Annotated in this window: 24 protein-coding genes and 1 tRNA gene; 7 read left to right on the forward strand and 18 right to left on the reverse strand. The window is 73.6% G+C overall.

From position 1 onward, the window contains the following. Nucleotide 1: 1 nt before the first annotated feature. From FHU28_RS19710 to FHU28_RS19735, 6 genes are all read right to left on the reverse strand, one after another. Nucleotides 2–334, reverse strand: a complete 333-nt coding sequence (locus FHU28_RS19710; RefSeq protein ID WP_007071104.1) for a small basic family protein — start codon at nt 332–334, stop codon at nt 2–4. Continuing rightward, a complete protein-coding gene (locus tag FHU28_RS19715) occupies nt 331–1,287 on the reverse strand; it encodes a DUF881 domain-containing protein (RefSeq protein WP_184686010.1) in 957 nt (318 codons plus the stop codon). Before FHU28_RS19715 ends, FHU28_RS19710 begins: the two co-directional genes overlap by 4 nt. Further along, nucleotides 1,284–1,922, reverse strand: a complete 639-nt coding sequence (clsA, locus tag FHU28_RS19720; RefSeq protein ID WP_376700819.1) for a cardiolipin synthase ClsA — start codon at nt 1,920–1,922, stop codon at nt 1,284–1,286. Before clsA ends, FHU28_RS19715 begins: the two co-directional genes overlap by 4 nt. A 306-nt stretch (nt 1,923–2,228) precedes the next feature. After that, nucleotides 2,229–2,699, reverse strand: coding sequence for a MarR family winged helix-turn-helix transcriptional regulator (locus FHU28_RS19725; protein ID WP_184686012.1), 471 nt, complete (start codon nt 2,697–2,699; stop codon nt 2,229–2,231). Nucleotides 2,700–2,747: 48 nt separating this feature from the next. After that, nucleotides 2,748–3,935, reverse strand: a complete 1,188-nt coding sequence (locus FHU28_RS19730) for a PP2C family protein-serine/threonine phosphatase (RefSeq protein WP_184689722.1) — start codon at nt 3,933–3,935, stop codon at nt 2,748–2,750. A gap of 89 nt (nt 3,936–4,024) precedes the next feature. Further along, entirely contained in the window at nt 4,025–4,771 is a 747-nt protein-coding gene (locus FHU28_RS19735; RefSeq protein ID WP_184686013.1) for an SAM-dependent methyltransferase, read from the reverse strand. Nucleotides 4,772–4,900: 129 nt separating this feature from the next. Here FHU28_RS19735 and FHU28_RS19740 point away from each other — a divergent pair, with 129 nt between their 5' ends. The 3 genes from FHU28_RS19740 to FHU28_RS19750 all read left to right on the forward strand — a co-directional run bounded on the left by FHU28_RS19740 (nt 4,901) and on the right by FHU28_RS19750 (nt 6,489). Next, a complete protein-coding gene (locus tag FHU28_RS19740; protein ID WP_184686014.1) occupies nt 4,901–5,740 on the forward strand; it encodes a universal stress protein in 840 nt (279 codons plus the stop codon). A 69-nt stretch (nt 5,741–5,809) separates the two neighbouring features. Further along, on the forward strand, nt 5,810–6,019 hold the full coding sequence (locus FHU28_RS19745) for a phosphatidylethanolamine-binding protein (protein ID WP_073829448.1): 210 nt from the start codon (nt 5,810–5,812) through the stop codon (nt 6,017–6,019). Further along, nucleotides 6,016–6,489 (forward strand): hypothetical protein, encoded by a 474-nt coding sequence (locus tag FHU28_RS19750; RefSeq protein WP_184686015.1) that lies wholly within the window; start codon nt 6,016–6,018, stop codon nt 6,487–6,489. The genes FHU28_RS19745 and FHU28_RS19750 overlap by 4 nt, the downstream gene beginning before the upstream one ends. Here the strand turns inward: FHU28_RS19750 and FHU28_RS19755 are convergent. Continuing rightward, a complete protein-coding gene (locus tag FHU28_RS19755; RefSeq protein ID WP_073829446.1) occupies nt 6,486–6,686 on the reverse strand; it encodes a hypothetical protein in 201 nt (66 codons plus the stop codon). The two genes, FHU28_RS19750 and FHU28_RS19755, sit on opposite strands and share 4 nt — an antisense overlap. A 127-nt stretch (nt 6,687–6,813) precedes the next feature. On the opposite strand from FHU28_RS19755, the gene FHU28_RS19760 reads away from it, so the two are divergent. Beyond that, a complete protein-coding gene (locus FHU28_RS19760) occupies nt 6,814–7,470 on the forward strand; it encodes a hypothetical protein (protein WP_184686016.1) in 657 nt (218 codons plus the stop codon). 5 nt (nt 7,471–7,475) lie between these two features. Here the strand turns inward: FHU28_RS19760 and FHU28_RS19765 are convergent, their stop codons facing one another. The 10 genes from FHU28_RS19765 to FHU28_RS19810 form a co-directional block, all read right to left on the reverse strand. Further along, nucleotides 7,476–7,655 (reverse strand): hypothetical protein, encoded by a 180-nt coding sequence (locus tag FHU28_RS19765; RefSeq protein WP_184690099.1) that lies wholly within the window; start codon nt 7,653–7,655, stop codon nt 7,476–7,478. 66 nt (nt 7,656–7,721) lie between these two features. Continuing rightward, on the reverse strand, nt 7,722–8,999 hold the full coding sequence (locus tag FHU28_RS19770; protein WP_184686017.1) for a hemolysin family protein: 1,278 nt from the start codon (nt 8,997–8,999) through the stop codon (nt 7,722–7,724). Next, the gene (locus tag FHU28_RS19775; protein ID WP_030503909.1) at nt 8,999–9,196 is read right to left on the reverse strand and encodes a hypothetical protein; all 198 of its coding nucleotides are present in this window, start codon (nt 9,194–9,196) and stop codon (nt 8,999–9,001) included. The genes FHU28_RS19770 and FHU28_RS19775 overlap by 1 nt, the downstream gene beginning before the upstream one ends. Nucleotides 9,197–9,241: 45 nt before the next feature. Further along, nucleotides 9,242–11,005, reverse strand: a complete 1,764-nt coding sequence (gene selB, locus FHU28_RS19780) for a selenocysteine-specific translation elongation factor (RefSeq protein ID WP_184686018.1) — start codon at nt 11,003–11,005, stop codon at nt 9,242–9,244. Nucleotides 11,006–11,010: 5 nt separating this feature from the next. Beyond that, entirely contained in the window at nt 11,011–12,303 is a 1,293-nt protein-coding gene (gene selA, locus FHU28_RS19785; protein ID WP_184686019.1) for an L-seryl-tRNA(Sec) selenium transferase, read from the reverse strand. Nucleotides 12,304–12,324: 21 nt separating this feature from the next. Beyond that, nucleotides 12,325–12,420, reverse strand: a tRNA-Sec gene (locus FHU28_RS19790). Nucleotides 12,421–12,465: 45 nt separating this feature from the next. Continuing rightward, a complete protein-coding gene (nrfD, locus tag FHU28_RS19795) occupies nt 12,466–13,617 on the reverse strand; it encodes an NrfD/PsrC family molybdoenzyme membrane anchor subunit (RefSeq protein WP_184686020.1) in 1,152 nt (383 codons plus the stop codon). Continuing rightward, entirely contained in the window at nt 13,614–14,657 is a 1,044-nt protein-coding gene (locus tag FHU28_RS19800; RefSeq protein ID WP_184686021.1) for a 4Fe-4S dicluster domain-containing protein, read from the reverse strand. Before FHU28_RS19800 ends, nrfD begins: the two co-directional genes overlap by 4 nt. Beyond that, nucleotides 14,650–17,973, reverse strand: a complete 3,324-nt coding sequence (gene fdh / locus FHU28_RS19805; protein ID WP_184686022.1) for a formate dehydrogenase — start codon at nt 17,971–17,973, stop codon at nt 14,650–14,652. The genes FHU28_RS19800 and fdh overlap by 8 nt, the downstream gene beginning before the upstream one ends. A gap of 302 nt (nt 17,974–18,275) precedes the next feature. Next, nucleotides 18,276–18,866 carry a hypothetical protein gene (locus FHU28_RS19810; RefSeq protein ID WP_184686023.1) on the reverse strand — a complete coding sequence of 197 codons (591 nt, stop codon included), beginning with the start codon at nt 18,864–18,866 and terminating at the stop codon, nt 18,276–18,278. Between the two features lie 940 nt (nt 18,867–19,806). On the opposite strand from FHU28_RS19810, the gene FHU28_RS19815 reads away from it, so the two are divergent. After that, nucleotides 19,807–20,133: a hypothetical protein gene (locus tag FHU28_RS19815; RefSeq protein ID WP_184686024.1), complete on the forward strand. Its 327-nt coding sequence runs from the start codon at nt 19,807–19,809 to the stop codon at nt 20,131–20,133. Continuing rightward, nucleotides 20,130–20,780: a nucleotidyl transferase AbiEii/AbiGii toxin family protein gene (locus FHU28_RS19820; protein WP_184686025.1), complete on the forward strand. Its 651-nt coding sequence runs from the start codon at nt 20,130–20,132 to the stop codon at nt 20,778–20,780. Before FHU28_RS19815 ends, FHU28_RS19820 begins: the two co-directional genes overlap by 4 nt. Before the next feature lie 97 nt (nt 20,781–20,877). On the opposite strand, the gene FHU28_RS19825 is transcribed toward FHU28_RS19820, so the two are convergent. Then, entirely contained in the window at nt 20,878–21,780 is a 903-nt protein-coding gene (locus tag FHU28_RS19825; protein ID WP_184686026.1) for an SDR family oxidoreductase, read from the reverse strand. Between the two features lie 151 nt (nt 21,781–21,931). Here FHU28_RS19825 and FHU28_RS19830 point away from each other — a divergent pair, with 151 nt between their 5' ends. Further along, nucleotides 21,932–23,722, forward strand: coding sequence for a bifunctional metallophosphatase/5'-nucleotidase (locus FHU28_RS19830; protein WP_184686027.1), 1,791 nt, complete (start codon nt 21,932–21,934; stop codon nt 23,720–23,722). Nucleotides 23,723–23,754: the final 32 nt, after the last annotated feature.

The raw sequence follows: 23,754 nt of genomic DNA on the forward strand, positions 1-23,754 counted from the left end.
CCTACGCCCGGAACAGGTGCCGACGGATCGCCGCCACATTTCCGAAGATGCGCACCCCGAGCACGACCACCACACCCGTGGACAACTGACCACCCACGCCCAACTGGTCACCCAGGTACACGATCAGCCCCGCCACCAGCACGTTCGAGATGAACGACACCACGAACTGCTTGTCGTCGAAGATCCGGTCCAGCTTCGCCCGCACCCCACCGAACACCGCGTCCAACGCGGCCACCACCGCGATCGGCAGATACGGCTGCAACGCCGCCGGCACCGTGGGGTCCAGATACACCCCGAGCACCACACCGGCGAGCAACGCCAGCACCGCGATCATCGGCCACCTCCCGAAGGGCTGGAAGAACCACCCGGGCCGGACGACCCGGGACTCGACGAACCGGCCGCCCTCGAACCCGACGGACGCGGACTCGGACTGACCGAAGGCTCGGCGTAGCGTAGCCGCGGCTGCGGCGCCGCCGGCAAGGTGAGGTCGTCGGCCCGCTTCACCCCGAACGACAGCCCTGTCGTCCGCGCCACCTCACGCATGAGCGCCGCCGCCCGGCTCTCGTTGAACCGGTCCCGCATCGACCGCGGCCCGATCGCCTGCACCTCGTACGGACCCGTCACCGGCCGGTAGTCCACCAGGATCGCCTCACCCGCCGACCGGATCGTCGACGTCGCGGTCAACCGCTGCCCGTTCACCGCCACCGCCTCGGCGCCCGCCGCCCACAACGCGTTCGCGACCTTCTGCAGATCCGAGTACAGCACCCGGGACGGACCAGCGTCCCCGCTGGTCACCCCGTCCTGATCCGACGTCGCGTCGGCCAGCCGCACCACCACGCCGTCACCACGCACCCGCGCCAGACCGGTGCCCGCCTCCAGCGTGCGCAACCGGGACGCCTGCGAACCGCTCAGCGCCGCGTCCCGCTGCCGGCCGACCTCCTCGCGCAACTGCTCCGCCCGCTCGGTCAACCGGTCGGTCTCCGCCTCACGCCCCTTGATCTCGGCGATCAGCCCCGCCCGCGCCGTCGCCCGGCTCGGCTCCTCCGCCATCGTCTCCCGGTACGCCACCGCGAACAGGAACCCGATCACCGCCAGGACCAGCAGACTCACCGGGCGGCCCAGCACCTGCCGCACCCGCGACACCGGACCCGCCGCCCGCCGTGCCGCCGCGTCCCCGTACCCCGGGTCCAGCGGATTGCGGAACAGCTCGGTCAGGAAGTCCGGCGCGTACACCCGGCTCGACGGGTCGCGCTCCTTCTCCCCCTCCCCCGACGTCGGCCTGGTCATGCCGCCGCCTCCGCGCGCCGCGCCCGCATCCGCCGCACGAGCCGGCTCGCCTGCACCACGTACATCGCGCCGGCGACCCAGTAGAGGACCAGACCCCACCAGGCGAGGCCCCAGCCGATCGCGCCGGCGGCGGTGCCGATGCCCGGCGCGGCGTCGGCCAGCAGCAGGATCGGGAACGCCGCCAGCAGCAGGAAGGTGGCGGTCTTGCCCACGTAGTGCACCGGCGGCGGACCGTAGCCGTAGCGGCGCAGCACCCCGAGGGAGACCAGCAGCAGCAGCTCACGGGCCAGCAGCGCCCCGGTGAACTGCCAGGGCACCACCTCGCGCGCGGTGAAGGCGAGCAGCGTGGCCAGGATGTAGAGGCGGTCGGCCAGCGGGTCGAGCAGTTCGCCGAGCCGGCTCACCTGCCCCAGCCGGCGGGCGATCCAGCCGTCCACCCAGTCGCTGGTGCCGCCCACGGCGAGCACCACGATGGCCGCGACGTCGGCCTCGACCACGAGGAACAGGTACAGGAAGATCGGCACGCCGACGAGCCGGACAAAGCTGATCAGGTTGGGCAGCGTGAGGACGCGGTCTCCCACGACCGTGGCATCCCCGGAATCCGGGTGCTCCGCTGGAGCCGGCCGACGCGACACCGAACCCTCCCTTCGCAGCACCGTCCGGCAGCCGGACGAGCGGCCGCTGGAGGGACGTGCGCGTAGCCGGCCGGTCAGGCGCCGGCGCCCTCTGTGATCCCGGGCTGGGACCTCCCCCGACGCGGCCGGTGATCACCGGCCGCTCAGTTGCGCTGCCACTATATCGGGCTCCCCCGTTGCGGCCGGTGGCCGCGCTGCGTCGTTGCTCAGCGGTGTCACGGTGGGGAGCGTCACAACCGCTTGGGCATCCTAGGACACTAGCTGACCATCACCTCCGACGACGATGGCCGCGATGGAAGGGCGGGATCAGGCGGTGCGGGCGGCGGAGTCGGAGCCCGCCTGGGGCGCGGCGGCCGTGGCGGCCTGGCTGAACGCCACGAGCGCCAGCAGCAGCTCGTGCTGCGCGCGACTGGGCATCCGGTCGAGCACCGTCTGGACCGCGAGGTGCCGGCGCTCCTGCAGGTCGCGCAGCAACGTCTCCGCCGCGGCGGTCGGGATCAGCCGCACCTCTCGCCTGTCGCGCGGGTCGGCCACCCGGCGCAGCAGGCCGACGGCCTCCAGGCGGTCACAGAGCCGGCTCGCCGACGACGGGACCACGTCCAGCAGCTCGGCCAGCCGGTTCACGTTGGTGTCCGGATGGGACACGATCAGCGACAGCACCCGCAGCTGCGTCGGTGAGACGCTGACGGTGTGCCGTGAGGTCGCGGAGTCGAGCACACCGATGAGCGCCTCCGCAGCCGACTCGATGGCCGCGGCAAGATTCGGAGGTCGCTCCACCCGCTGTCCCCTGCGATCGTCCCGCTCGTGTTCGCTCCGCCGCCCCGATCACTGCCCCGTGACGTCGTCGGACCGGCCGGAACCGCGCCAGTCCAGGCAGACGACGACCGCGTCGTCACGGAGATCCGCGTCGGCGTGGTACGCATGCAGTTCGCGCATCACCGTACCAACTGCCTCGGTCGCCGGCTGCAGCCGAGTGGCCCGCATCGCGCGCGCCATGGCCCGGGCGCCGTACGGCTCCTGGCCGTCGGGCTCCGCCGCGTACACCCCGTCGCTGACCACGAAGAGACGGTCGCCCGGCTCCAGAGTGAACTCCTGCACGTCGTACCGGGTCTCGGCGAACATGCCCAGCGGCAGTTGCTGCTCCAGCGCGATCGGGGTGACCCGCCCCCCGCGCAGCCGCAGCAGTTGCGGGGAACCGGCGTCCACCGCCCGCACCACGCCCCGGCGGCTGTCCAGCTCCAGCAGCAACGTGGCCACGTGCCGGCCGCCCCGGTGCTGGTAGTAGATGGTGTCCGAGGCCAGCTCCGCCTGCTCGACCAGACTGCCGCCGGAACGCCTGGCGTTGCGCATGGCGTTCACAGTCATCGACGTGAGCAGCGATGCGGCCAGCCCGCTGCCGGTGCCGTTGAGCACGGTGAGGGTGAGACGTTCGCGGTCCACCGACCAGTCGAAGTGGTCACCGCCCACCGTGTACGCCGGTTCGAGCTGCCCGGCCAGCAACGCGTCGCCGTGCCGCACGCTGCGTCCGGGCAACAGGTCCCACTGCATCTCCGCGGCCATGCTCAGCCGTTCCCGCCGCCGGGCGCGGCGGTACCGGTCGGTCTCCCGGTCGGCCGCGCGGATGGCCACGGCCAGCTCCCCGGCGGCGTCCCGGGCTGCCTCCACTGTGGCCGCGTCCGGGTCGCCGGGCAGCTCGACCATCAGCACGCCGAGCCGCTCCCCCCACACCGACAGCGGCAGGTAGGCCCGGCAGCGGCCGTCGTCGATGATGTCCAGGACCGGCTCCTGGCTGCTGAAGCAGCGTTGCGCCACGGTGTGTGCCGGCAGCGGGCCGCCGTCGGGCAGGTCCGGGTCGAGCACCGGCCAGAGGCCGCTGGCGCGGTAGTCGGCGACGAACACCTCCGCCCGCGCGGCCCCGAGCGTCTGGCGCAGCACCGCGTCCGCGGTCTCCACCAGCTGGTCGGGTGGCGCCGTGCGCAGGGCACGTGACACCGATCCGGACGCCTCCGGCATGCTCATCCTCCGATGACGACTATTGCTACAGGGCAAACATCATACGAAGGGCCTCTGACAGCCGAACGGGCCGCCTCGACCGGCGCGGCTCAGTCCGCCGGTCGCAGCGCCAGCGCGCCGTAGAACGCGTCCGGCACCTGCTCCGGCTCGCCCTCAAGCCGCCACCGGGCCACCGGCACGACGCCGTCGTCAGTGGGACGCCAGCGGCCCAACAGCGGCGCGAACCGGTCGGGCGCGCGCATCCGGAACGCCGGGCCCATCATGGCCAGCGCCTGCGGGTGCCCGGCCAGCTCCTCGCTGTCGAAGTCGATCGCCAGCCGGCTGCCCGGCGCGACCGCCTGGTAAAGCTCGTCCAGCGTACGGGCGAGCGTGTCGTCGTCCAGGAACGCGGCCAGCCCGAGGAAGACCACTCCGACCGGCCGTCTCCCCCACCCCGGCACGAAACGATGCAGCTGCGCCCGGTCGACGGTCCCGGTGTCCGTGGCGTCACCGTAGCCGTAGCCGGCGCGGTCACTGCCGGCGAGCAGGCGCTGGCCGAGCCGGACCGTCTCCGGGTCGACGTCGGTGTAGAGGACCGTCGCCTCCGGCGCGACCTCGTGCACGTTGCCGCAGGTGGGCACGCCCGCGCCGAAGACCAGGAAGCCGTCCACGCCCTCGTCGGCCATGGCCCGCACGGACCGGCCCAGGAAGCCGCGCAGCGAGCGGAAGATCGCCGCGCAGGGCCCGTACGCCGCTTCGAACGCGGCGGCTGCGGCGACGTCGACCGGACGGTGGTGCCGGCCACCGAGCCAGTAGTCGATCATGCGGGCGGTGCTCGGTCCGTCCGGCTGATCCATCGACGGGCCTCCCTCCCGTGGGCGCTGCACGCCAGCGTACCGACCGGGCGACCGGCGCGGTATCGCCCCGGGCCGGTCCCGCCGGCCGCGATACTGGCCGCGGGAGCGTCGGCCACGAGGAGGTACCGGGTGAACTCCGCTGACGGCGCGGCCGTGGTGGTCGGGGTGGACGGCTCCGAGCCGGCGACACGAGCCGTGCTCCTGGCCGCCCGGGAGGCTGTCCGCCGCAACCGGCCCCTGCGGGTGGTCCACGGATTCATCTGGCCGCTGCTGGGCGTGCCGGTGGCCGCTCCGGCCGGGGCGCCGCCGCATGCCGGCCTGCGCCACCAGGCCGAGCAACTGGTCGCCGACGCGGTAAACGCGGCCCAGGCGCAGGAGTCCGGGCTGCGCATCACCGGCGAGATCATCGACGGGGAGGCAGCCGCCGTGCTGATCGGCGAGTCCCCCACCGCCGCCCTGATCGTGCTCGGCGACCGGGGACTCGGCGGGTTCGCCTCGCTGGTGATCGGCTCGGTCGCGCTGCAGGTCACCGCGTACGCCGAGTGCCCGGTGCTGGTCGCCCGGGGCACGGCCCGCGACACCGGCCCGGTGGTGGCCGGCGTGGACGGCTCCGCGCTGTCCCGCGCCGCCGTCGAGTTCGCCGCCGAGGCGGCGTCCTGCCGTGGCGCCCCGCTGCGCGTCGTGTACGCCCGCCCGGGCGGCCGGGCGGCGCAGGCCGGCGAGGAGGAACGGCTGCTCGCCGAGTCGGTCGCCGGCATCGCCGAACGCTGGCCGGACGTGCCGATCACCCGGGAGGCGGTGCACGCCCGCCCGGTCGCGGCGCTGACCGAGGCGTCCCGGGACGCCCAACTGGTCGTGGTGGGCCGGCAGGGCCGCGGCGAGCTGAGCGGCTTGCTGCTCGGCTCGGTGAGCCAGGGCATCCTGCACCGCTCCGCGTGCCCGGTTGCGGTCGTCCGCACCCCGGGCTGAGCGCACGGTTGGTCCCGGCCCGGGCGGGTAGACGGGTTCGTCAGCCGACAGCGACCCGAGGAGGCAGTGATGCCAGGACCACGTCCGGGAAGCAACGCGTACGACAAGCAACGGGCACGGCTGCGCGACCTCGTCGAGCAGTCCGGGCGCGCCACGGACAAGGAGGCCAACCAGGTCGCCAACCGGATCCTGCAGGACGACCGCGGGCAACGCGGCGTCGTCCGGGGCGAACGCGCCTACGGACCCAAGGGCAACCGGGAACCGGGTGACCCGAAGTGAGGGTGGCATCCGCTGTCGACGGCGCCATCGCGGGCGCCGTCGGCAGCGCCGTCCTGAACGCGGTCTCCTACCTCGACATGGCGGTACGGGCGCGGCCGGCCAGCAGCACCCCGGAGTCGGTGGCCGGGCGGCTGGCCGACGTCACGCACGTCGACCTGGGCCAGGACCAGCAGGCGGCGAACCGCCGCTCCGGTCTGGGCCCGTTTCTCGGATACGCCACCGGCATCGCCGCGGGGGCCGCGTTCGGCCTGCTCGCCGCGCGACGGCGGATCCCGTTGCCGCTGGCCACTGTGCTGCTCGGCGGCGGCGTGATGGCCACCTCCGACGGCTCGATGACAGTGCTCGGCGTGACCGACCCGCGTACCTGGCGGCGCAGCGACTGGGTCTCCGACCTGATCCCGCACCTGGCGTACGGGCTGTCGGCCGCAGCCACCTGGAGGCGACTGCGGCCGACGTCGGCTCGCGGTTAGCTCTCGTCGTCGGCAACCGGCTCACCGGCCGGGCCGTACGGCGACACCTGCCCCTTGGGGACGGGCCGGCCCGCGTCGGCGTTCGACGTGCCCCGGCCTCGCGAACGGCTGCCCGCCTGGGTGGCCGTCTTGCGGCTGTCCTGGCTGGTGGCGCCGAGGTCGTTCCGGCGCAGTTCCTCCTGCTGCGGCTTGACCACGGGTCTCTCCTTCCCGGTGGAGCGCACGGCCGTCGACCGCGCGCCCGAGCCGCGTACCCGTCACCGCCGGGCACATTCCGGATCGGCCCGCAGGTCTGGCCGGGGCCGGGACGGGTAAGCCGGACGGATGCCAGACGATCGCAACGTCGCGCGCGCCCTGCTGGACCGGCAGTCCCGGACGTACGCGGAGGAGGCCGGGATCGCGCTCGCCGACCGGCCCGGCCCGCTCTACCAGTTGCTGGTGCTCACCACGCTGCTGAGCACCCGGATCCGGGCGTCGGTGGCGGTGGCCGCGGCCCGGGAGCTGTTCGCCGCCGGCTACCGCACGCCGCAGGCGATGGAGGCGGCGACCTGGCAGGACCGGGTCGACGCGCTGGGCCGGGGTCACTACCGGCGTTACGACGAGCGGACCGCGACCATGCTCGGCACCGGCGCCCGGCTCTGCCTCGACCGCTGGCACGGCGACCTGCGCCGGCTGCACCAGGAAGCCGGCGCCGACCGGGCCGCGCTGCGCCGGTTGCTCACCGAGTTCCCCGGCATCGGCCCCACCGGGGCGGACATCTTCCTGCGCGAGGCGCAGTCGGTGTGGCCGGACGTGCGCCCGTACGCCGACCGGCGCACGCTGGCCGGGGCGAAGCGGCTGGGTCTGCCGGCGAGCCCCGGCGACCTGGTCGGGCTGGTCGGCGAGGCGGACTTCGGGCGGCTGGCGTCGGCGCTGGTGCGGGTGGCGCTGGGCGAGGAGTCGGCGGGCGAGGTGAGCCGCAGCGCCGCGACGGCCCGCTGAGAGCGCTACTTGACCGGCCCGGGCCTGGTCAGGTGCCAGGCCAGCAACGAGGCGAGCAGCGCCAGCAGCACCACACCGCCGGAGATGCCCTCCTCGCCGCTGCCACGGCTTCCCGAGAAGCCGAAGTAGATCACGGCCAGCCCGGCCAGCACGGTGATGAACGTACGCAGTCCTCGGTCCTTCACGCCCGCACCGTACGACCGGCGGCGGCGCCCGGGGCGCGGATCGGGCGGCCGTCCCCCGTCCGGGTGTCAGTCGGGCGCGTGGCCGACCGCCGGGCCGCGTAGCCGCACCCGCCGGATCGCCCGTCCCGCCACCTCGAGCACCTCCACGGTGAGGCCGGGCAGCCGCACCCGCTCCCCCGGGCCCTCGGGCAGCCGGCCCAGCCCGGCCAGCACCAGCCCCGCCACCGTGGTGTACTCCCGCGACAGCGGGAACGTGACCCGTACGCCCACGTCGGGCAGGTCGTGCAGCGGGAAGTCGCCCGGCAGCAGCAGCGCGCCGTCCGGTTCCCGCTCGGCCCGGCGCACGTCCCGGTCGGTCTCGTCGTACAGCTCACCGACGACCTCCTCGAGCAGGTCCTCCATGGTGACCAGGCCGTCCACGCCGCCGTACTCGTCCACCACGAGGGCGAGCTGTTCGTGGCGCTGGCGCAGGTGCCGCATCGCGTCGGCCACCGGCAGCGTGCCGGGCAGCAGCACCGGCGGGCGGGCCCGGGCGCCGACCGGCGCGCCGCCGGCGTCCACCAGGTCGCGGATGTGCACCACGCCGCGTACGTCGTCGAGCCCGCCGGGACCGATCACCGGCGCCCGGGACCGGCCCTCGCCCGCCAGCAGCCGCATCGCCTCGGCCGCCGGCAGGTCCACCGGCAGCGTGGTCACGTCCCGGCGGGCGACAAGCACCTCGCGCAGCGTACGGCCGGCGATGTCGAACGCCCCGGCGAGGATCTCCCGCTGCTGGGCCGAGAGGCCACGCTGGCTGACCAGCATCTCCCGCAGCTCCTCCTCGGTCACCTCCTGCCGGTTGGCGCGCGGGTCGCCGCCGGCGAGCCGGACCAGCAGGTCGGTGGAACGGCCGAGCAGCCACACCGCGGGCCGCGACAGCCGCGCCAGCAGGTCCAGCGGTCCGGCGCTGAGCAGCGCCCACCGCTCCGCCGTCTGCATGGCCAGCCGCTTGGGCGCCAGCTCTCCCACCACGAGCGTGAGGAACGTCAGCAGCAGCGTCACCAGGAACACGGCCACCGGGCGGGCGGCCCCGCCGAGGAACCCCAGCGGTCCGACGAGCGGCTCGGCGAGCGTCACCGCAGCGGCGGCCGAGGCGAGGAATCCGGCGAGCGTGATGCCGAGCTGGATGGTGGCCAGGTAGCGGTTCGGTTCGCGGGTGAGGCGGCTGAGTCTCGCCCCGGCCCGCCCGGAGCGCGCCAGCCGGCGCAACTGCCCCTCCCGCAGGCTCACCAGCGCCATCTCGCTGCCGGACAGCGCGGCGTTGACCAGGACCAGGACGGCCACCAGCGCGATCTGCCCGCCCATCAGTCCGTCTCCAGGTCGTCCAGGGAGATCGCGTGGGTCATCAGCCAGCGGGCCAGCGCGGCCATCCCGAACAGCCACAGCGGCGCCGACTCGGTGGGGCCGTTCGTGGCGTAGATGGCGAATCGCAGGTCCGGGGCGCGGTACGCCTCGATCCGCCACTTGTGGTTCTTGTCCCGCCAGACCGCGGAAGGGTCCATGGCGTCACGGTAGGTGACCGGAGCGGGCCGTCGACGCCTGTTGACTCAGCCCGGCGGGCGGACCACCTCGCGGGCGTCGTCGGGCAGCCGCCGGGTGGCTCCGCGCCGGTCCAGCAGCTCCAGCAGCGGCACCGCCACCCGCCGGGTGGTGCCGAGCGCCTGCCGGGCGGCGCTGAGCGTGAACGGCTGCGGCAGCCCGGCCAGGACGCGCACCGCGTCGTCCGGGGCGCCGGGCAGCAGCACCACGTTCTCGGCCAGCTTCAGCAGCGCGCCGGCCCGGACCGCGGCGCCGATCTCGCGGGGGCCGAGCCCGAGGTCGGCCAGGTGGTGCGCCTCGGGCGCCTGGAACGGCCGGTCGCCGTACTCGGCCCGGACCCGGTCCACCGCCCGGGCCACCGGGTCGGGCAGCGTGTGCTGCGGCGCGGCGGTGATCAGGCCGTCGCGTAGCCGCAGCGGCGGGCGCAGCAACGCGGTCACCAGGGCGCGCTCGGGCAGGTCGAGCCGGTGGCGCAGCACGTCGACCGGTACGCCCGCGGCGAGCGGGTGCTCGGCGGCGTACCGGGTCACCTCCTCGGTGAGGCGCCGGCCCAGGTCACGCCAGTGCTCCGGGTCGGCCAGCCACTGCCCGGCCACCGGCGTCGCGGTCGGCGGCACGCCCATCCGGGTCAGGTCCCCGGCCCGGATCAGCCGCCGCCGGCGCAGTTCCCCGGCCAGGTCCGGTCGCCCGTCGAGACCGGCCAGCACGGCCGCGCGGGCCACCGCCGCGCCCCGCTGGCGCAGTGGCGGCGGATCCACGTCGAGCACCGTGACGCCGCCGCAGACGTGGTGCCGGCCGGGGTCGCGCAGCAGCGCCCGGTCCCCGATCAGCAGCGGCAGCGGCCGGGCCAGGCGCAGCCGGACCGTGTCCGGGCCCAGCGGCCGGACCCGGGCGGGCACCGCCGCCGAGCCGGCGTGCAGCGTGAGAGTGGCCGGCAGGTCGGCGGCCGGGTCGCCGGACAGCCGCACGTCGAGCAGGTCGATACGCCCGAACCGGCCGGGCGTGAGCAGCGCGTCGCCGCGCCCGACCTGGTCCCGGGGCAGGCCGCGCAGGTTCACCGCGACCCGGGCCACCGCGTCGACGGCGGTGTGCGCGGCGCCGAGAGAGTGCAGTCCGCGTACCCGCACCGCCTCGCCGGTGTCCGCCAGCTCCAGCTCGTCGCCGACGCGCAGCCGGCCGCCGCCGAGCGTGCCGGTGACCACGGTGCCGCTGCCGCGTACCGTGAACGCGCGATCCACCCAGAGCCGCACCGGCGCGTCGAGGGCCGGCTCGGGCAGCCGGGCGACCAGGCGATCAAGCGCGGCGCGCAGCTCGGGCAGCCCGGCGCCGGTGACCGCGGAGACGGGCACCGCCTCCACCTCGCCCAGCGACGTCGCGGCGATCTCCGCGCGGGCCCGCGCCGTGGCCGGACCGGGATCGGCCAGGTCCGCGCGGGTGACCGCCAGCAGCCCGTACGACACACCCAGCGCGTGCAGCGCGGCCAGGTGCTCGGCGGACTGCGGCATCCAGCCCTCGTCGGCGGCCACCACGATCAGCGCCGCCGGGACCGGGCCGACACCGGCGAGCATGTTCGGCACGAACCGCTCGTGCCCGGGCACGTCGACGAAGGCGATGGTGCCGCCGGAGGGCAGCGGAGTCCAGGCGAAGCCGAGGTCGATGGTCATGCCGCGGCGGCGTTCCTCCGCCCACCGGTCCGGTTCCATCCCGGTCAGCGCCCGCACCAGCGTGGACTTGCCGTGGTCGACGTGCCCGGCGGTCGCCACCACCCACATGCCGGTCAGTCCCCCACGCTCAGCACGGCCGCGCGGACCCGGTCGTCGGCGACCTCCGGCACGGCGCGCAGGTCCAGCAGGAGCCGGCCGTGCAGCACCCGGCCGAGGATCGCCGGCCGGCCGGTGCGCAGCGGCTCGGCGTACCGCTCGGGCAGGCTCAGCGCCCACGAGTCCAGCTCCACGCCGGGCGCGCCGCCGCCGCCGACCACCGCCGCGCTGGGCACCACCTCGGCCTTACAGCCGTCCTCGCCGAGCCGGTCACGCAGCCGCTCCACCCGGGCGCGCAGCCGGACCGGGTCGGCGTGCAGCGCGTCCCGGGTGGGCGTGGTCGGCGCGTACAGGGTGGCGGCGAGCGCGGCGAGGGTGAGCTTGTCGACCCGCAACGCCCGCGCGAGGGGGTGCCGGCGCAGCCGGTGCACCAGGTCGGCGTCGCCGAGCAGCAGGCCGGCCTGCGGGCCGCCGAGCAGCTTGTCGCCGCTGGCGGTGACCAGGTGCGCGCCCCCGCGCAGCGTGGTGGCGGCGTCCGGCTCGGCGGGCAGCAGCGGGTCCGGCGCGAGCAGCCCCGACCCGATGTCGACCACCACCGGTACGCCGAGCGTGGCCAGCTCGGCGACCGGCACCGCCGACGTGAAGCCGGTGACCACGAAGTTCGACGGGTGCACCTTGAGTACGAAACCGGTGTACTCGCCGATCACGGCTTCGTAGTCGGCGCGGGTGGTGCGGTTGGTGGTGCCCACCTCGCGCAGCCGGGCGCCGGTGCTGGCCAGCAGGTCGGGCAGGCGGAACCCGTCGCCGATCTCGACCAGCTCGCCGCGGCTGACCACGATCTCCCGACCGGCGGCGAGCGCCGTAGCGGCCAGCGCCAGCGCGGCGGCGCCGTTGTTCACCACGTGCACCGCCCCGGCGTCGGGCACGGCGGCGGCGAGCGCGTCGAGCGCCTCCCGGCCGCGCCGGGCCCGCCGGCCGGTGCGCAGGTCCAGCTCCACGTCGGTGTTCCCGGCGGCGGCGACCAGCGCGTCCACCGCGGACGGGGCGAGCGGGGCGCGGCCCAGGTTGGTGTGCAGCACGACGCCGGTGGCGTTGAGCACGGCGCGTGGCGTACGGCTGGGCAGGTCGGCGAGCGCCGCGTCGCGTACCTGTTCGGGGGTCAGCTCGCCGCGGCGGGCGCGGTCCTGCGCGCGGACGACGGCGGCCTTGACCAGGTCGCGGCCCAGCGTTACGGCGGCGGCGGCCAGCGCGGGATCGGCGAGCAGCGCGTCGGTGCGCGGCACCCGCCGTCGCGGGTCGACCTCACGCATCGTGCTCTCCCGGGAACGGTTTGGCGGAGACGGACGGGAATCGAACCCGCCTGGCCCGGGTCCCGGACCACACCGGTTTTGAAGACCGGGAGGGGCACCAGCCGCCTGAACGCCTCCACGCAGCAGTCAACCACAGCGGGCGGGAGGCCGCCCGGGAAGGTGTCAGTCCTGGTCGGCGGCCCGCCGGTCGGCGCGTTCGCGCTGCGGCACCACGGTGTAGCGCGGGTCGCGCGCGGAGGCGACGCCGCCGTGGAAGATCCCGAACCGGGTGCACACGGATGCGGCGATCAGCGCGGCGCCGGACAGCGCGGACAGGACCCGGCTGCGGCGGCCGACCAGCGCGCCCGCCACCCCGGCGGCGGTCAGCGCCCGCCCGGCTTGCAGCAGCTTGCCGGGCGTGCCCTGCGTGTAGGGCTCGCTGAGCAGCCCGAGCCGGTTCTCCACCCGGTGCGAGCCCCACAGCTCCATCGCCGCGCCCGCGACCGCGAGACGCCGCGCCGGGCCCGCCTGCCCGGGCGGCGCGGCGATCAACCCGACGCCGGCGCCGCTGGCCAGCGCGCTGCCCGCGAAGATGGCCGGCAGTTCCGGGTACGCCTCGTGCCACGACGGCACCGCCGTGTCCGCCAGCAGCACCCCGGTGTACGTGGCAAGCGCCGGCGCGGTGACGGCGGCGGCCATCCCGGCGGCGTGCCCGACCGGAGGCAGCAGCCGGCGGCCGAGGCCGAGCAGCCCGCGCTCGGGCAGCAGCGGGGCGGCCTCGGCGATCGCGGCGATCCCGGCGGCCGGGCCGAACACGCTGAGGATCCAGGTGCCCACCGACATCGGCGAGGTCACCTTCGCCACCCGCAGCATGTGGTGGAAGCGCGACGGCCGGCCCAGGTCGTTGACCAGGAAGTAGGTGCTCGCGCCGACCCCGGCCAGCGCGGCGATCCGGCCGGCGCGGCGCAGCGCCGGGCGGCCGGTGAGCTGCCCGCCGGCGGCCAGCAGCGACGATCCGGCGGCCAGCCCGCCGGTGAACAGGTACGCGGCGATGTCCCACCGCCACACCGGCGGCTTGAGGACGGGGCGGCCGTAGTAGGAGGTGAACTCGGCCGGCGGCACGTTGAGCTGCTCGCCGCCGCCCTTGCCGCCCTGGCGTCGGCGCGGGGCCGCGCCGCGGGGCGGGTGCGGGGCCAGGCCGGCGTCGCGGGAGCCGGCGTCGGTGCGTCCCACGCCGGGACCGGCGGCGGTGGCCCGGCTGCCGTTCTCCCGCTCGGTGGACAGGCGCTCGCGGAAGCGGCGGAACAGGTCACCGACCGGGCGGTCCGGGCTCACGACGATCCTCCGACGAACGCGGCGACGGCAGCCGCCGCCATGGCCAGCGCGGCGAACCCGGCCCGCTTCCACATCTTCGGCAGGTCCCGGGTGGTGACCACCGGGTCCGGCGGCAGCCCGTACACCTCCGGCTCGTCCAGCAGCAGGAAGAACGCGCCATCGCCGCCCACGCCGTCGGTCGGGTCGTGGCCGTACAGACGCGCCTCCGGCACACCCCGCTCGTGTAGCGCGGCGACCCGCGTGGCAGCGCGTTCCCGCAGCTCGTCGAGCGGGCCGTACTGGATGGACTCGGTCGGGCATGCCTGCGCGCAGGCGGGCGTCATGCCCGCGCCCATCCGGTCGTAGCACAGCGTGCACTTCCACGCCCGGCCGTCACCCTTGCGCTGGTCGATCACGCCGTACGGGCAGGCGGAGATGCAGTAGCCGCAGCCGTTGCAGATGTCCTCCTGCACCACCACCGTGCCGAACTCGGTGCGGAACAGCGAGCCGGTCGGGCACACGTCCAGGCAGGCCGCGTGGGTGCAGTGCTTGCACACGTCGGACATCATCAGCCAGCGGAAGTCGGAGCGGGTCTCCGCGCCGCTGTCCCGCCCGGGCGGCTGCGCGCCGGGCATGCCGAGGAAATCCGGACCGGCCGCCATCCGCGCCGCCGCTTCCGGCTGCCCCGGCGGCAGACCGGGATTCGTGCCGGTGTCGAGGGCTGTGACGGCACCGGCCGCCGCGGACGCGGGGCTCGTCGCCGGGCCCGTCGGGTCACCCGCGAACGGCGGCGTGCGGTGCCCGGCCGGGCGGGGCTGCTCGATGAACGCGACGTGCCGCCACGAGTTCGCGGTCAGCGCGCCGGTGTTGTCGTACGACATGCCGAGCAGGTCGAACCCCGAGTCGGGGACGCCGTTCCACTCCTTGCAGGCGACCTCGCACGCCTTGCAGCCGATGCAGACGCTGGTGTCGGTGAAGAAGCCCATCCGGGGCGGCGCCGACACCCAGCCCGCGTCGGGGGCCGGGTCCAGCGGTCCGTACAGGCTGTTGGCGTCAGGCATCCGGCTCCCCGTCCTGGTGCGCGGCGGGCGACCGCTCGTCGGTGCTGCCGGCGGCGTCGTCCCCGCCGGCCGCGTCGGTGGTCACCAAGGGGACCTTCCGGTCCGGCGTCATCCCGGCCCGCCGCTGGTAGTCGCCGACCAGGTCCAGCAGCGCCGGACCGGTGGGACGCCGGCCGGGCCGGACGTCGCAGGTGCCGACCTTGCTCTCCTGGATGAGCACGTTCGGGTCCAGGGTGATGCCGAACAGGTCGTTCGCCGAGTCGCCGGTGACCAGACCCTCGCTGCCGAAGTGGTAGGGCAGCCACACCTGGTGGATGATCCGCCCGTCCACCCGCAGCGGGGTGAGCCGGTCGGTGACGAGCACCCGCGCCTCGATCGCCGCGCGGCCGCTGATCAGATGCGCCCAGCCCAGGTGCGCCAGCCCGACCTCGCCGGCCAGTTCCGGGGACACCTCGACGAACATCTCCGGTTGCAGCTCCGCCAGGCGCGGCACGGTACGGCTCATCCCGCCGGCGGTGTGGTGCTCGGTAAGACGGCTGACGGTGAACACGTACGGGAAGACCTCGCTGTGCGGCTCCGGCGGGCTCGGGTTCATCCGGTTGACCGGGTGCTCGTAGATCTTGCGGGTCGGGTTGGCCTGCTGACCGTAGAGCGGGTTGCGCATCGGCGACTCGGCCGGCTCGTAGTGCGCCGGCAGCGGCCCGTCCAGGACGCCGGTCGGCGCGTACAGCCACGCCTTGCCGTCGCCCTGCATGACGAACGCGTCGTCACCGGCGAGCCCGGCCGGCCCGGAGGCGCCCTCCGGCGGCCGGTACGACGGCGGTTTCGTCTTCTCGAAGTCCGGCACGTCGTACCCGGTCCACTCGCCGGCGTCCGGGTCCCACCAGACGTACTTCTTGCGCTCGCTCCACGGCCGGCCCTCCGGGTCGGCGGAGGCGCGGTTGTAGAGCGTGCGGCGGTTCGCCGGCCAGGCCCAGCCCCACTCGGCGGCCACCCAGTCCTGCTCGTGGCGGGACCGGCGGCGGGCCGCCTGGTTCACGCCGTCGGCGTAGACGCCGGAGTAGATCCAGCAGCCGACGGCTGTGGAGCCGTCGTCGCGGGCCTCGACGAAGGCGTTCAGCAGGCGGCCGGTGGCCACCTCGTACCCGTTGATCTCCTTCAGCACCGCCTCGGCGCTCGGCTCGGCGTGCGGACCGTGCGTCGGGTAGTCCCAGGCCAGGTCCAGCAGCGCCCGGTCGCGACGCTCGGTGGAGACGGCCAGCTTCTCCCGCAGCACGCGGCCCAGGTGGTAGAAGAACCACAGCTCGGAGCGGGCGTCGCCCGGCGGGTCGACAGCCTTCTCCCGCCACTGCAACAGCCGCTGCGTCTGGGTGAACGTGCCCTCCTTCTCCACGTGCGAGGCCGCCGGCAGGAAGAACACCTCGGTACGGCACTCCTCCGGCACGATCTCGCCGGTGGCGATCTCCGGGCTGTTCTTCCAGAACGTGGCGCTCTCGATCATGAACAGGTCGCGGACGACCAGCCAGTCGAGGTTGGCCATGCCGAGGCGCTGGGCCCGGCCGTGCGCCGAGCCGACCGCCGGGTTCTGGCCGAGCAGGAAGTAGCCCTTCACCCTGCCGTCGATCATGTTCAGCACCTGCTGGTACGTCCCGTGGTCGCCGGTCATCCGGGGCATGTACCCGTAGCAGAAGTCGTTCTCCGGCGTCGCCGCGTCACCCCAGTACGCCTTGAGCAGGCTCGTCGCGAAGGCACGCGAGTTGCCCCAGAAGCCCTTCTGGCCCGGGCGCCGGATGCTGTCCACCCACTCGTCGAACGTCGGGTGGTCGGCGTGGTGCGGCATCGGCAGGTAGCCGGGCAACAGGTTGAACAGCGTCGGGATGTCGGTGGAGCCCTGGATGCTGGCGTGGCCGCGCAGCGCCAGGATGCCACCGCCCGGGCGGCCCATGTTGCCCAGCAGCGTCTGGATGATCGAGCCGGTGCGGATGTACTGCACGCCCACGCTGTGCTGGGTCCAGCCGACGGAGTAGACGAGCGCGCCGGTGCGCTCCCGCCCCGAATTCTCCGTCCAGGCGCGGGCCAGCTCCAGGAACTTCTCCTCCGGGATGCCGCACACCCGGGCCACCATCTCCGGGGTGTAGCGGGAGAAGTGCCGCTTGAGGATCTGGTAGACGCAGCGCGGATGCTGCAACGTCTCGTCCCGCGGCGCCTGCGTCGGCACCGGCTCGCCGTGCGACTCGTGCTCCAGCCCGGAGGCCGAGTCGCGCTCCTTGCCGGTGCCCCGGATCCTGGCGCTGCCCTCCTGCCCCTCGTACTGCCAGCTGGCGTGGTCGTAGGAGCCGGTGTCCGGGTTGTAGCCGGAGAACAGGCCGTCCAGGTCCTCGGTGTCGGCGAACTGCTCGCTGACGATGTTGGCCGCGTTCGTGTACGCCAGCACGTACTCCCGGAAGTCGAGCTCGTTGTCCAGGATGTAGCGCACCACGCCGCCGAGCAGCGCGATGTCCGTGCCCGCCCGGATCGGCAGGTACGTGTCGGCGAGCGCGCTGGTGCGCGTGAACCGCGGGTCGACGTGGAAGACCTTCGCGCCGCGCTTCTTCGCCTCCATCACCCACTGGAAGCCCACCGGGTGGGCCTCGGCCATGTTCGAGCCCTGGATGATGATGACGTCAGCGTTGACGAGGTCCTGCTGGAAGTCCGTGGCGCCGCCGCGACCGAAGCTGGTCCCCAGACCGGGGACGGTGGCGGAGTGTCAAATGCGGGCCTGGTTCTCGATCTGGAGTGCCCCCATCGCGGTGAACAACTTCTTGATGAGGTAGTTCTCCTCGTTGTCCAGCGTCGCGCCGCCGAGGCTGGAGATGCCGAGCGTCCGGTTCAGCGGACGACCCTCGTCGTCGACGTCCTCCCAGGTCTCCGCGCGGGCGGCGAGGATCCGGTCGGCGATCATGTCGAGCGCGACGTCGAGGTCCAGGTCCTCCCACTCGGTCGCGTACGGCCGGCGGTAGCGGACCTTCGTCTGGCGCAGCGGGCTGGTCACCAGGCTCTTGCTGGCCGAGCCCTTCGGGCAGAGGCGGCCGCGCGAGATCGGGCTGTCCGGGTCGCCCTCGATCTGGGTGACCTTGCCGTCGGCGTGGAAGACGCGCTGCCCGCAGCCGACCGCGCAGTACGGACAGACCGAGCGGGCCATGCCGTCGGCGGTCTCGGTGCGGGGGGCCAGCTCGGCGGAGCGCGCCGACTGGGCGGCGGCGCCACGACCGAGCGGATCGGTGCCGGTGAGTTGCCGGTAGACCGGCCACCCCTGGATGAAGGTCTTCAGACCCACCCGGGCACCTCCTCTGCGTCGAGAACGGCTCTCACCTCTCGCTTCTCACCCTAGGCCAGGGGCCGGAGGCGTGCGAGTCGAGCCCACAGACAGAGCCGCCCCGACCGAATGGCCGGGGCGGCTCTGGGCGTCGGTGTGCATGTCGCCTCTCGGCGAGTGGCGCGACGCGGCTCCAGCCGAACGGTATTCCGCGAAGGCATTATTGGTGAGGCCCGGGGACACTGAACACACCGACGCTCTGCACAACGGTACCGGGGTCACGGTTCTTCCGCTCGTTCGTCGTGACCCCGGTCACCGCCGGGTCAGCTGTTCCAGTGCTCGGCGACGAGGTCGGCGGCCTGCTGCTCCCACTGGGCGTAGTGGTCCGGGTAGGCCGAGACCTGCACGGTCTGGGCGGCCTTGGTCAGCGGCATGTCCTGCCAGCCGTCGACCTGCTTCAGACCCTTCAGGAACGCCGTCGTGGAGTATTCGGGGTCGGTGATCTGCTCGACCGTGCCCCACCCGCTGGAGGGGCGCTGCTGGAACAGGCCCTGCGAGTCGTGGTCGTTACGGTCACCGAGGTGGCCGAGGTTCTCCAGCTTCGACTCCTGCAACGCCGTGGCGATGGACACGACGGCGGCGCGCTCGTCCATGCCGGCCTTCTTGGTGGCGGCGATGATCGCCTTGACGTTGGCGGTCTGCTCGTCGGTGAGGTCGATGTGGGACTGGTTGCCCTGCACGCCGTGCGGGATCAGCGCGGCGGTGTCGAGCTTGCCGGCCGTCTGCGTGGTGGTGACGGCGGCGTCCCGCGCGGTGGGGGTGCTGTCGGTGTGGTTGAGCGGACCGGCGGCCAGACCACCAGCAACGGTCAGACCGGCGATACCGAGGATGCTCTTGCGCAGAATCGTGTTCATGGGGGCTCCATTCGGGGGTCGACGCACACCCACGGGGGATGGGATGCGCGGGCACCGTCAGGCGCTCAAGAAAGTCTTCGGGGATTTCCGGCTCGCTGCTCGTGGTGCGGGGGCCGGAGGCATGTGCAACGACCGCCGCCCCGCGTTCATTCCGGGGGCCTGTCACCCGCCCCGCGGGGGTGCGGGGGGATGCTGCTGCGGTCGTTCACCAGGTATAACGCCCCGGCCCCGCCCACGATTCCGCCACCAGGGTGTCCCCGACCACCCCGAAACCAGACACCCCGCCCACCCGCCGCCCGGCCCACCCCGACCGTGGCCCGAAAGCGTCGATCATGAGGTTGACGGCAGTTGGTGTCCGGTTTGTCGCCGCCAACTTCATGATCAGATTGAGAGTGCGGGCCGTCGAGGACAGGCCCCTACCGCAAGCAGTCCCCCGAGCCCGGCCTTGCCGGTGTCGGTGGGCGGTTCGCGAGAGATCTTGGTACGGAACGGCCCTCATAAGGGCGGAAACGCACCAAGATCTCTATCGCCAGCGGCGCAACGGCGCTTGATGTCCGGTTTGTCGGCGTCAACCTCGCGATCGGCGGGGAGGCCGGGCCGCGCGGGGCGGATGCCGACGCGAGCAGGCCCCGAGCGGGCCTCACGGGTCCCGGCGCACCCACCAGGCCGGGAGATCTTGGAAGGAATGGGCCCTCATGGGGCCCGCATCTTCCAAGATCTCCGACGAGCGCCGCGCGCTCGAAGTGAACAAGGCGAGCAAGTGGCGAGGACGCACCGGTCGATCATGAAGTTGGCGGCAGCGCGTGACCTGTTTTGTCCGGTCCAACTTCATGATCAACGGGGTGGGGCGGGGTGGCGGGACGAGGGTGGGGGACGCTGAAGGGGTGCTGCGGCGGGACGGAACGGCGGAAATGCGCGGGGCAGGGGTTACCCTGATGCCATGTCGGCCACCGCGCACGCGTACCTCGCCCGCCCCGGGCGACCCGCCGTGGTGGCGCGCACCCTGGACGAGCTGACCGGGCCCACCACCGGCATCGTCGAGCTGCCGGTACGCCTCATGTGGAGCAGCGAACGCGCGTTCGACCTGGCCGACCCGGACGAGCTGCTCTGGATGTACGAGAACGTGCTGCGCGAGACCTCCCGGGTGGAGGACCTGCGCGAGCTGATCCACGGAGGCACGTTGCGCCGGTTGTGGCCGCTGCTCAACCTGCCCCGGGGCGTACGCCTGGCCTGGGAGGGCCGGCACCGGAGCCTGCGCCCGGCGTGACCCACCCGCACGACTTCTACCGGGAGGTGGCCCGGGTGGCCCTGGCCGCCGCCGGCCCGCACCGCTTCGTGCTCGGCGGCGGCGTCGCCTGGGCCGCGCACGGCCTGGTGACCCGGCCCACCGAGGACGTCGACCTGTTCGCCGACGTGGAGGGCGCCGCCGCGGCGGCGGCCGACGGGGTACGCGCGGCGCTGGAGCGGGCCGGCTACCGGGTGGCCGAGGCGGACCCGGGCGGGCTGGGCGAGGTGTTCGACGGCTTCGACAGGGACCTGCGGGACTTCGTGGTGAGCCGGGACGGCCGGCAGATCCGGCTCAGCCTGGCCCACCTGGACCGGCACCGCAGCCCGGTGGTGATGGACTTCGGCCCGGTCATGGACGTGCGGGACCTGATCGCCAACAAGACCGCCGCGCTGGTCAACCGGCGGGAGGTACGCGACTACATCGACGTGTCCGCCGCGTTGGACCGGTACGCGGTGGCGGAGCTGCTGGAGCTGGCCCGGCAGGTGGACCCGGCGCTGGACGACGAGGACGTGCGCGCCGCGGGCCGCTACCTCGACGGGCTGGCCGACCGCCGGTTCACCCGGTACGGCCTGGACGCGCAGCGCATCGCCGAGGTGCGCCGCCGGATGGCCGTCTGGCCCCGCTGAGCAGCGAACCAGACGGCCGCGCCGGGACCGGACGGCCACGGCGGGACGAGCAGGCGAGGGCGGGACCAGCCGGCCGAGGCGCGACCGGACGGGCGGCTCACTTCGTCGGGCGGCCGCCGGTGACGCCGAGGATCTCGCCGGTGACGTAGCTCGACTCCTGCGAGGCGAAGTAGACGTACGCGGGCGCCAGCTCGGCCGGCTGACCGGGACGGCCAAGCGGCGTGTCGGTGCCGAACTGCTCGACCTTCTCCTCCGGCATGGTGGCCGGGATCAGCGGCGTCCAGATCGGACCGGGCGCGACCGCGTTGACCCGGATGCCCCGGTCGGCGAGGTTCTGTGCGAGCGCCTTGGTGAAGTTGGCGATGGCCGCCTTGGTGGTGGCGTAGTCGAGCAGCTGCGGCGACGGGTCGAACGCCTGGATCGACGACGTGTTGATGATCGTCGAGCCTTCCTTCATGTGCGGCACGGCGAACTTGCAGAGCCAGAACATGGCGTACACGTTGGTCTTGAAGACCCGGTCGAACTGCTCGGTGGTGATGTCGAGCAGGCCGTTGTCCTGCGACATCTGGTACGCCGCGTTGTTCACCAGGATGTCGACGCCACCGAGGTCGCGCAGCGCCCGGTCGACCAGGGCGCGGCAGTTGTCCTCCTCGCGCAGGTCGCACTGGACCGCGACGCCGGTGCGTCCGGCCTGCTCGATCAGGCTGACCGTCTCCCGCGCGTCCTTCTCCTCCTCGTCGCCGAGGTAGGTGATCAGGACGTCGGCGCCCTCGCGGGCGTAGGCGAGCGCCACCGCCCGGCCGATGCCGGAGTCGCCGCCGGTGATGATGGCGCGCTTGCCGGTGAGCCGGTCGCTGCCCCGGTACGACTCCTCACCGTGATCGGGCTTCGGGCCCATCTCCTGCTCGTTGCCGGGCGGCGTCTGCTGCTGCGCCGGCTGTCCCTCGCGCTGTCCGTACTGCTCGGCCGGGTGCTGCTGGGTGAACTGGTCCTCGCTCATGTCTGCGCCCCTACCCCGGTGACCGGAGGGAAAACAGCGGTCAGGAGCGGGAAGCGAAACAAAACGGGCCGGTGTGGCGGAGGCGACATCCGGTGGTTATGGTGCGCAACGGCGCCCACGAGGCGCGAACCCCCCATTGGAAAGGCACCTCATGACTTCCTCCTCCGGCGCCTCCCGGCGCCAGGTGCTGGCCGTCGCGGCCGCCGCCGCGACCGCTCCCCTGCTGGCCGCAGCGCCCGCCGAGGCGAAGCCGAAGCAGCCGAAGACCTGGGACCTGACGATCCTCGGCACGTCCGACACCCACGGCAACGTCTACAACTGGGACTACTACTCCGACGCCGAGTTCGACGACAGCAGGCACAACGACGTCGGCGTCGCGAAGCTCGCCACCCTGGTCAACCAGATCCGCGCCGAACGCAAGGGCAAGGCCACGCTGGTCCTGGACGCCGGCGACACGATCCAGGGCACGCCGCTGGCGACGTACTACGCCAAGCAGGAGCCGATCACCAGCACCGGTGAGACGCACCCGATGGCCCGCGCCATGAATATCCTCAGGTACGACGCGGTGACGCTCGGCAACCACGAGTTCAACTACGGCCTGCCGCTGCTGGCGACCTGGATCGAGCAGCTCGGCTTCCCGGCGCTGGCCGCGAACGCGCTGAACGCGAAGACCGGCAAGCCGGCGTTCCTCCCGTACGTGATCAAGGAGGTCAAGCTCGGCGGGCACGGCGCGCCGAAGCTGCGCGTGGGCATCCTCGGCCTGACCAACCCCGGCGTGGCCATCTGGGACAAGGGCAACGTCGAGGGTCGCCTGGTCTTCGCCGACATGGTCGCCACCGCCGCGAAGTGGGTGCCGGAGATGCGCCGCCGCGGCGCCGACCTGGTCGTCATCTCCGCCCACGGCGGCGACAGCGGCACCTCCAGCTACGGCCCGGAGCTGCCGAACGAGAACCCGACCGCGCTGATCGCCGAGCAGGTCCCCGGCATCGACGCGATCCTGTTCGGCCACGCGCACAGCGACGTGCCGGAGAAGTTCGTCACCAACCTCACCACCGGCGAGCGGGTCCTCACCTCGGAGCCGTCGAAGTGGGGCCAGCGGCTGACCCGGATGGACTTCACGCTCACCCGGGAGAAGGGCCGCTGGACGGTGACCGCCAAGTCGGCCACCACGCTGAACACCAACACCGTGGTCGAGGACCCGGCGGTCCTCGCGGCGGTGCGTGGCCAGCACGCCAAGACCGTCGAGTACGTCAACCGGGTCGTCGCCCAGTCCAGCGTGACGCTGTCCGCCGCCGAGTCCCGGTACAAGGACACGCCGATCCTGGACTTCATCAACCACGTCCAGACCGAGGTGGTCACCGAGGCCCTCGCGGGCGGCGAGTACGCGGGCCTGCCGGTGCTGTCCATCGCCGCGCCGTTCAGCCGTACCGCGGTGTTCCCGCAGGGCGACGTGCGCATCCGCGACGTGGCGGGCCTCTACGTGTACGACAACACGCTGGAGGCGGTCGTGCTGACCGGCGCCGAGGTGAAGGCGTACCTGGAGTACTCGGCGAAGTACTTCCGGACCGTCCCGGCCGGCACACCCGTCGACGTGGAGACCATCAGCGACCCGGCGGTGCCGGACTACAACTACGACGTGTTCTCCGGCGTCGACTACGACATCGACATCGCCAAGCCGGTCGGCCAGCGGATCACCCGCCTGGTGCTGGCCGGCACCGAGACCCCGGTGGCGGCGGACGCCCGGTTCGTGGTGGCGGTGAACAACTACCGGCGCAGTGGCGGCGGCAACTTCCCGGGCATCGTGAAGACCCAGGTCTACAACGCCCAGCAGGAGATCCGCCAGCTGCTCATCGACTGGGCGCAGGCCAAGGGCGTCATCGACCCGGCCGACTTCTTCGTCCCCAACTGGAAGCTGGTCCGCGAGGGCGTGCCGGTCTTCTGACCGTGCGGCGGGGTCCGGGCGCGCGCCCGGGC

The organism is Micromonospora echinospora, assembly GCF_014203425.1.
GTDB classification, from domain to species: Bacteria; Actinomycetota; Actinomycetes; order Mycobacteriales; family Micromonosporaceae; genus Micromonospora; species Micromonospora echinospora_A.

Excerpts from the sequence above, each read along its gene's own strand:
- FHU28_RS19710 (WP_007071104.1), bottom strand. The coding sequence starts at position 334 with ATGATCGCGGTGCTGGCGTTGCTCGCCGGTGTGGTGCTCGGGGTGTAT.
- FHU28_RS19715 (WP_184686010.1), bottom strand. The coding sequence starts at position 1,287 with ATGACCAGGCCGACGTCGGGGGAGGGGGAGAAGGAGCGCGACCCGTCG.
- FHU28_RS19730 (WP_184689722.1), bottom strand. The coding sequence starts at position 3,935 with ATGCCGGAGGCGTCCGGATCGGTGTCACGTGCCCTGCGCACGGCGCCA.
- FHU28_RS19735 (WP_184686013.1), bottom strand. The coding sequence starts at position 4,771 with ATGGATCAGCCGGACGGACCGAGCACCGCCCGCATGATCGACTACTGG.
- FHU28_RS19745 (WP_073829448.1), top strand. The coding sequence starts at position 5,810 with ATGCCAGGACCACGTCCGGGAAGCAACGCGTACGACAAGCAACGGGCA.
- FHU28_RS19760 (WP_184686016.1), top strand. The coding sequence starts at position 6,814 with ATGCCAGACGATCGCAACGTCGCGCGCGCCCTGCTGGACCGGCAGTCC.
- FHU28_RS19770 (WP_184686017.1), bottom strand. The coding sequence starts at position 8,999 with ATGGGCGGGCAGATCGCGCTGGTGGCCGTCCTGGTCCTGGTCAACGCC.
- FHU28_RS19775 (WP_030503909.1), bottom strand. The coding sequence starts at position 9,196 with ATGGACCCTTCCGCGGTCTGGCGGGACAAGAACCACAAGTGGCGGATC.
- selB (WP_184686018.1), bottom strand. The coding sequence starts at position 11,005 with ATGTGGGTGGTGGCGACCGCCGGGCACGTCGACCACGGCAAGTCCACG.
- selA (WP_184686019.1), bottom strand. The coding sequence starts at position 12,303 with ATGCGTGAGGTCGACCCGCGACGGCGGGTGCCGCGCACCGACGCGCTG.
- FHU28_RS19800 (WP_184686021.1), bottom strand. The coding sequence starts at position 14,657 with ATGCCTGACGCCAACAGCCTGTACGGACCGCTGGACCCGGCCCCCGAC.
- FHU28_RS19810 (WP_184686023.1), bottom strand. The coding sequence starts at position 18,866 with ATGAACACGATTCTGCGCAAGAGCATCCTCGGTATCGCCGGTCTGACC.
- FHU28_RS19815 (WP_184686024.1), top strand. The coding sequence starts at position 19,807 with ATGTCGGCCACCGCGCACGCGTACCTCGCCCGCCCCGGGCGACCCGCC.
- FHU28_RS19825 (WP_184686026.1), bottom strand. The coding sequence starts at position 21,780 with ATGAGCGAGGACCAGTTCACCCAGCAGCACCCGGCCGAGCAGTACGGA.
- FHU28_RS19830 (WP_184686027.1), top strand. The coding sequence starts at position 21,932 with ATGACTTCCTCCTCCGGCGCCTCCCGGCGCCAGGTGCTGGCCGTCGCG.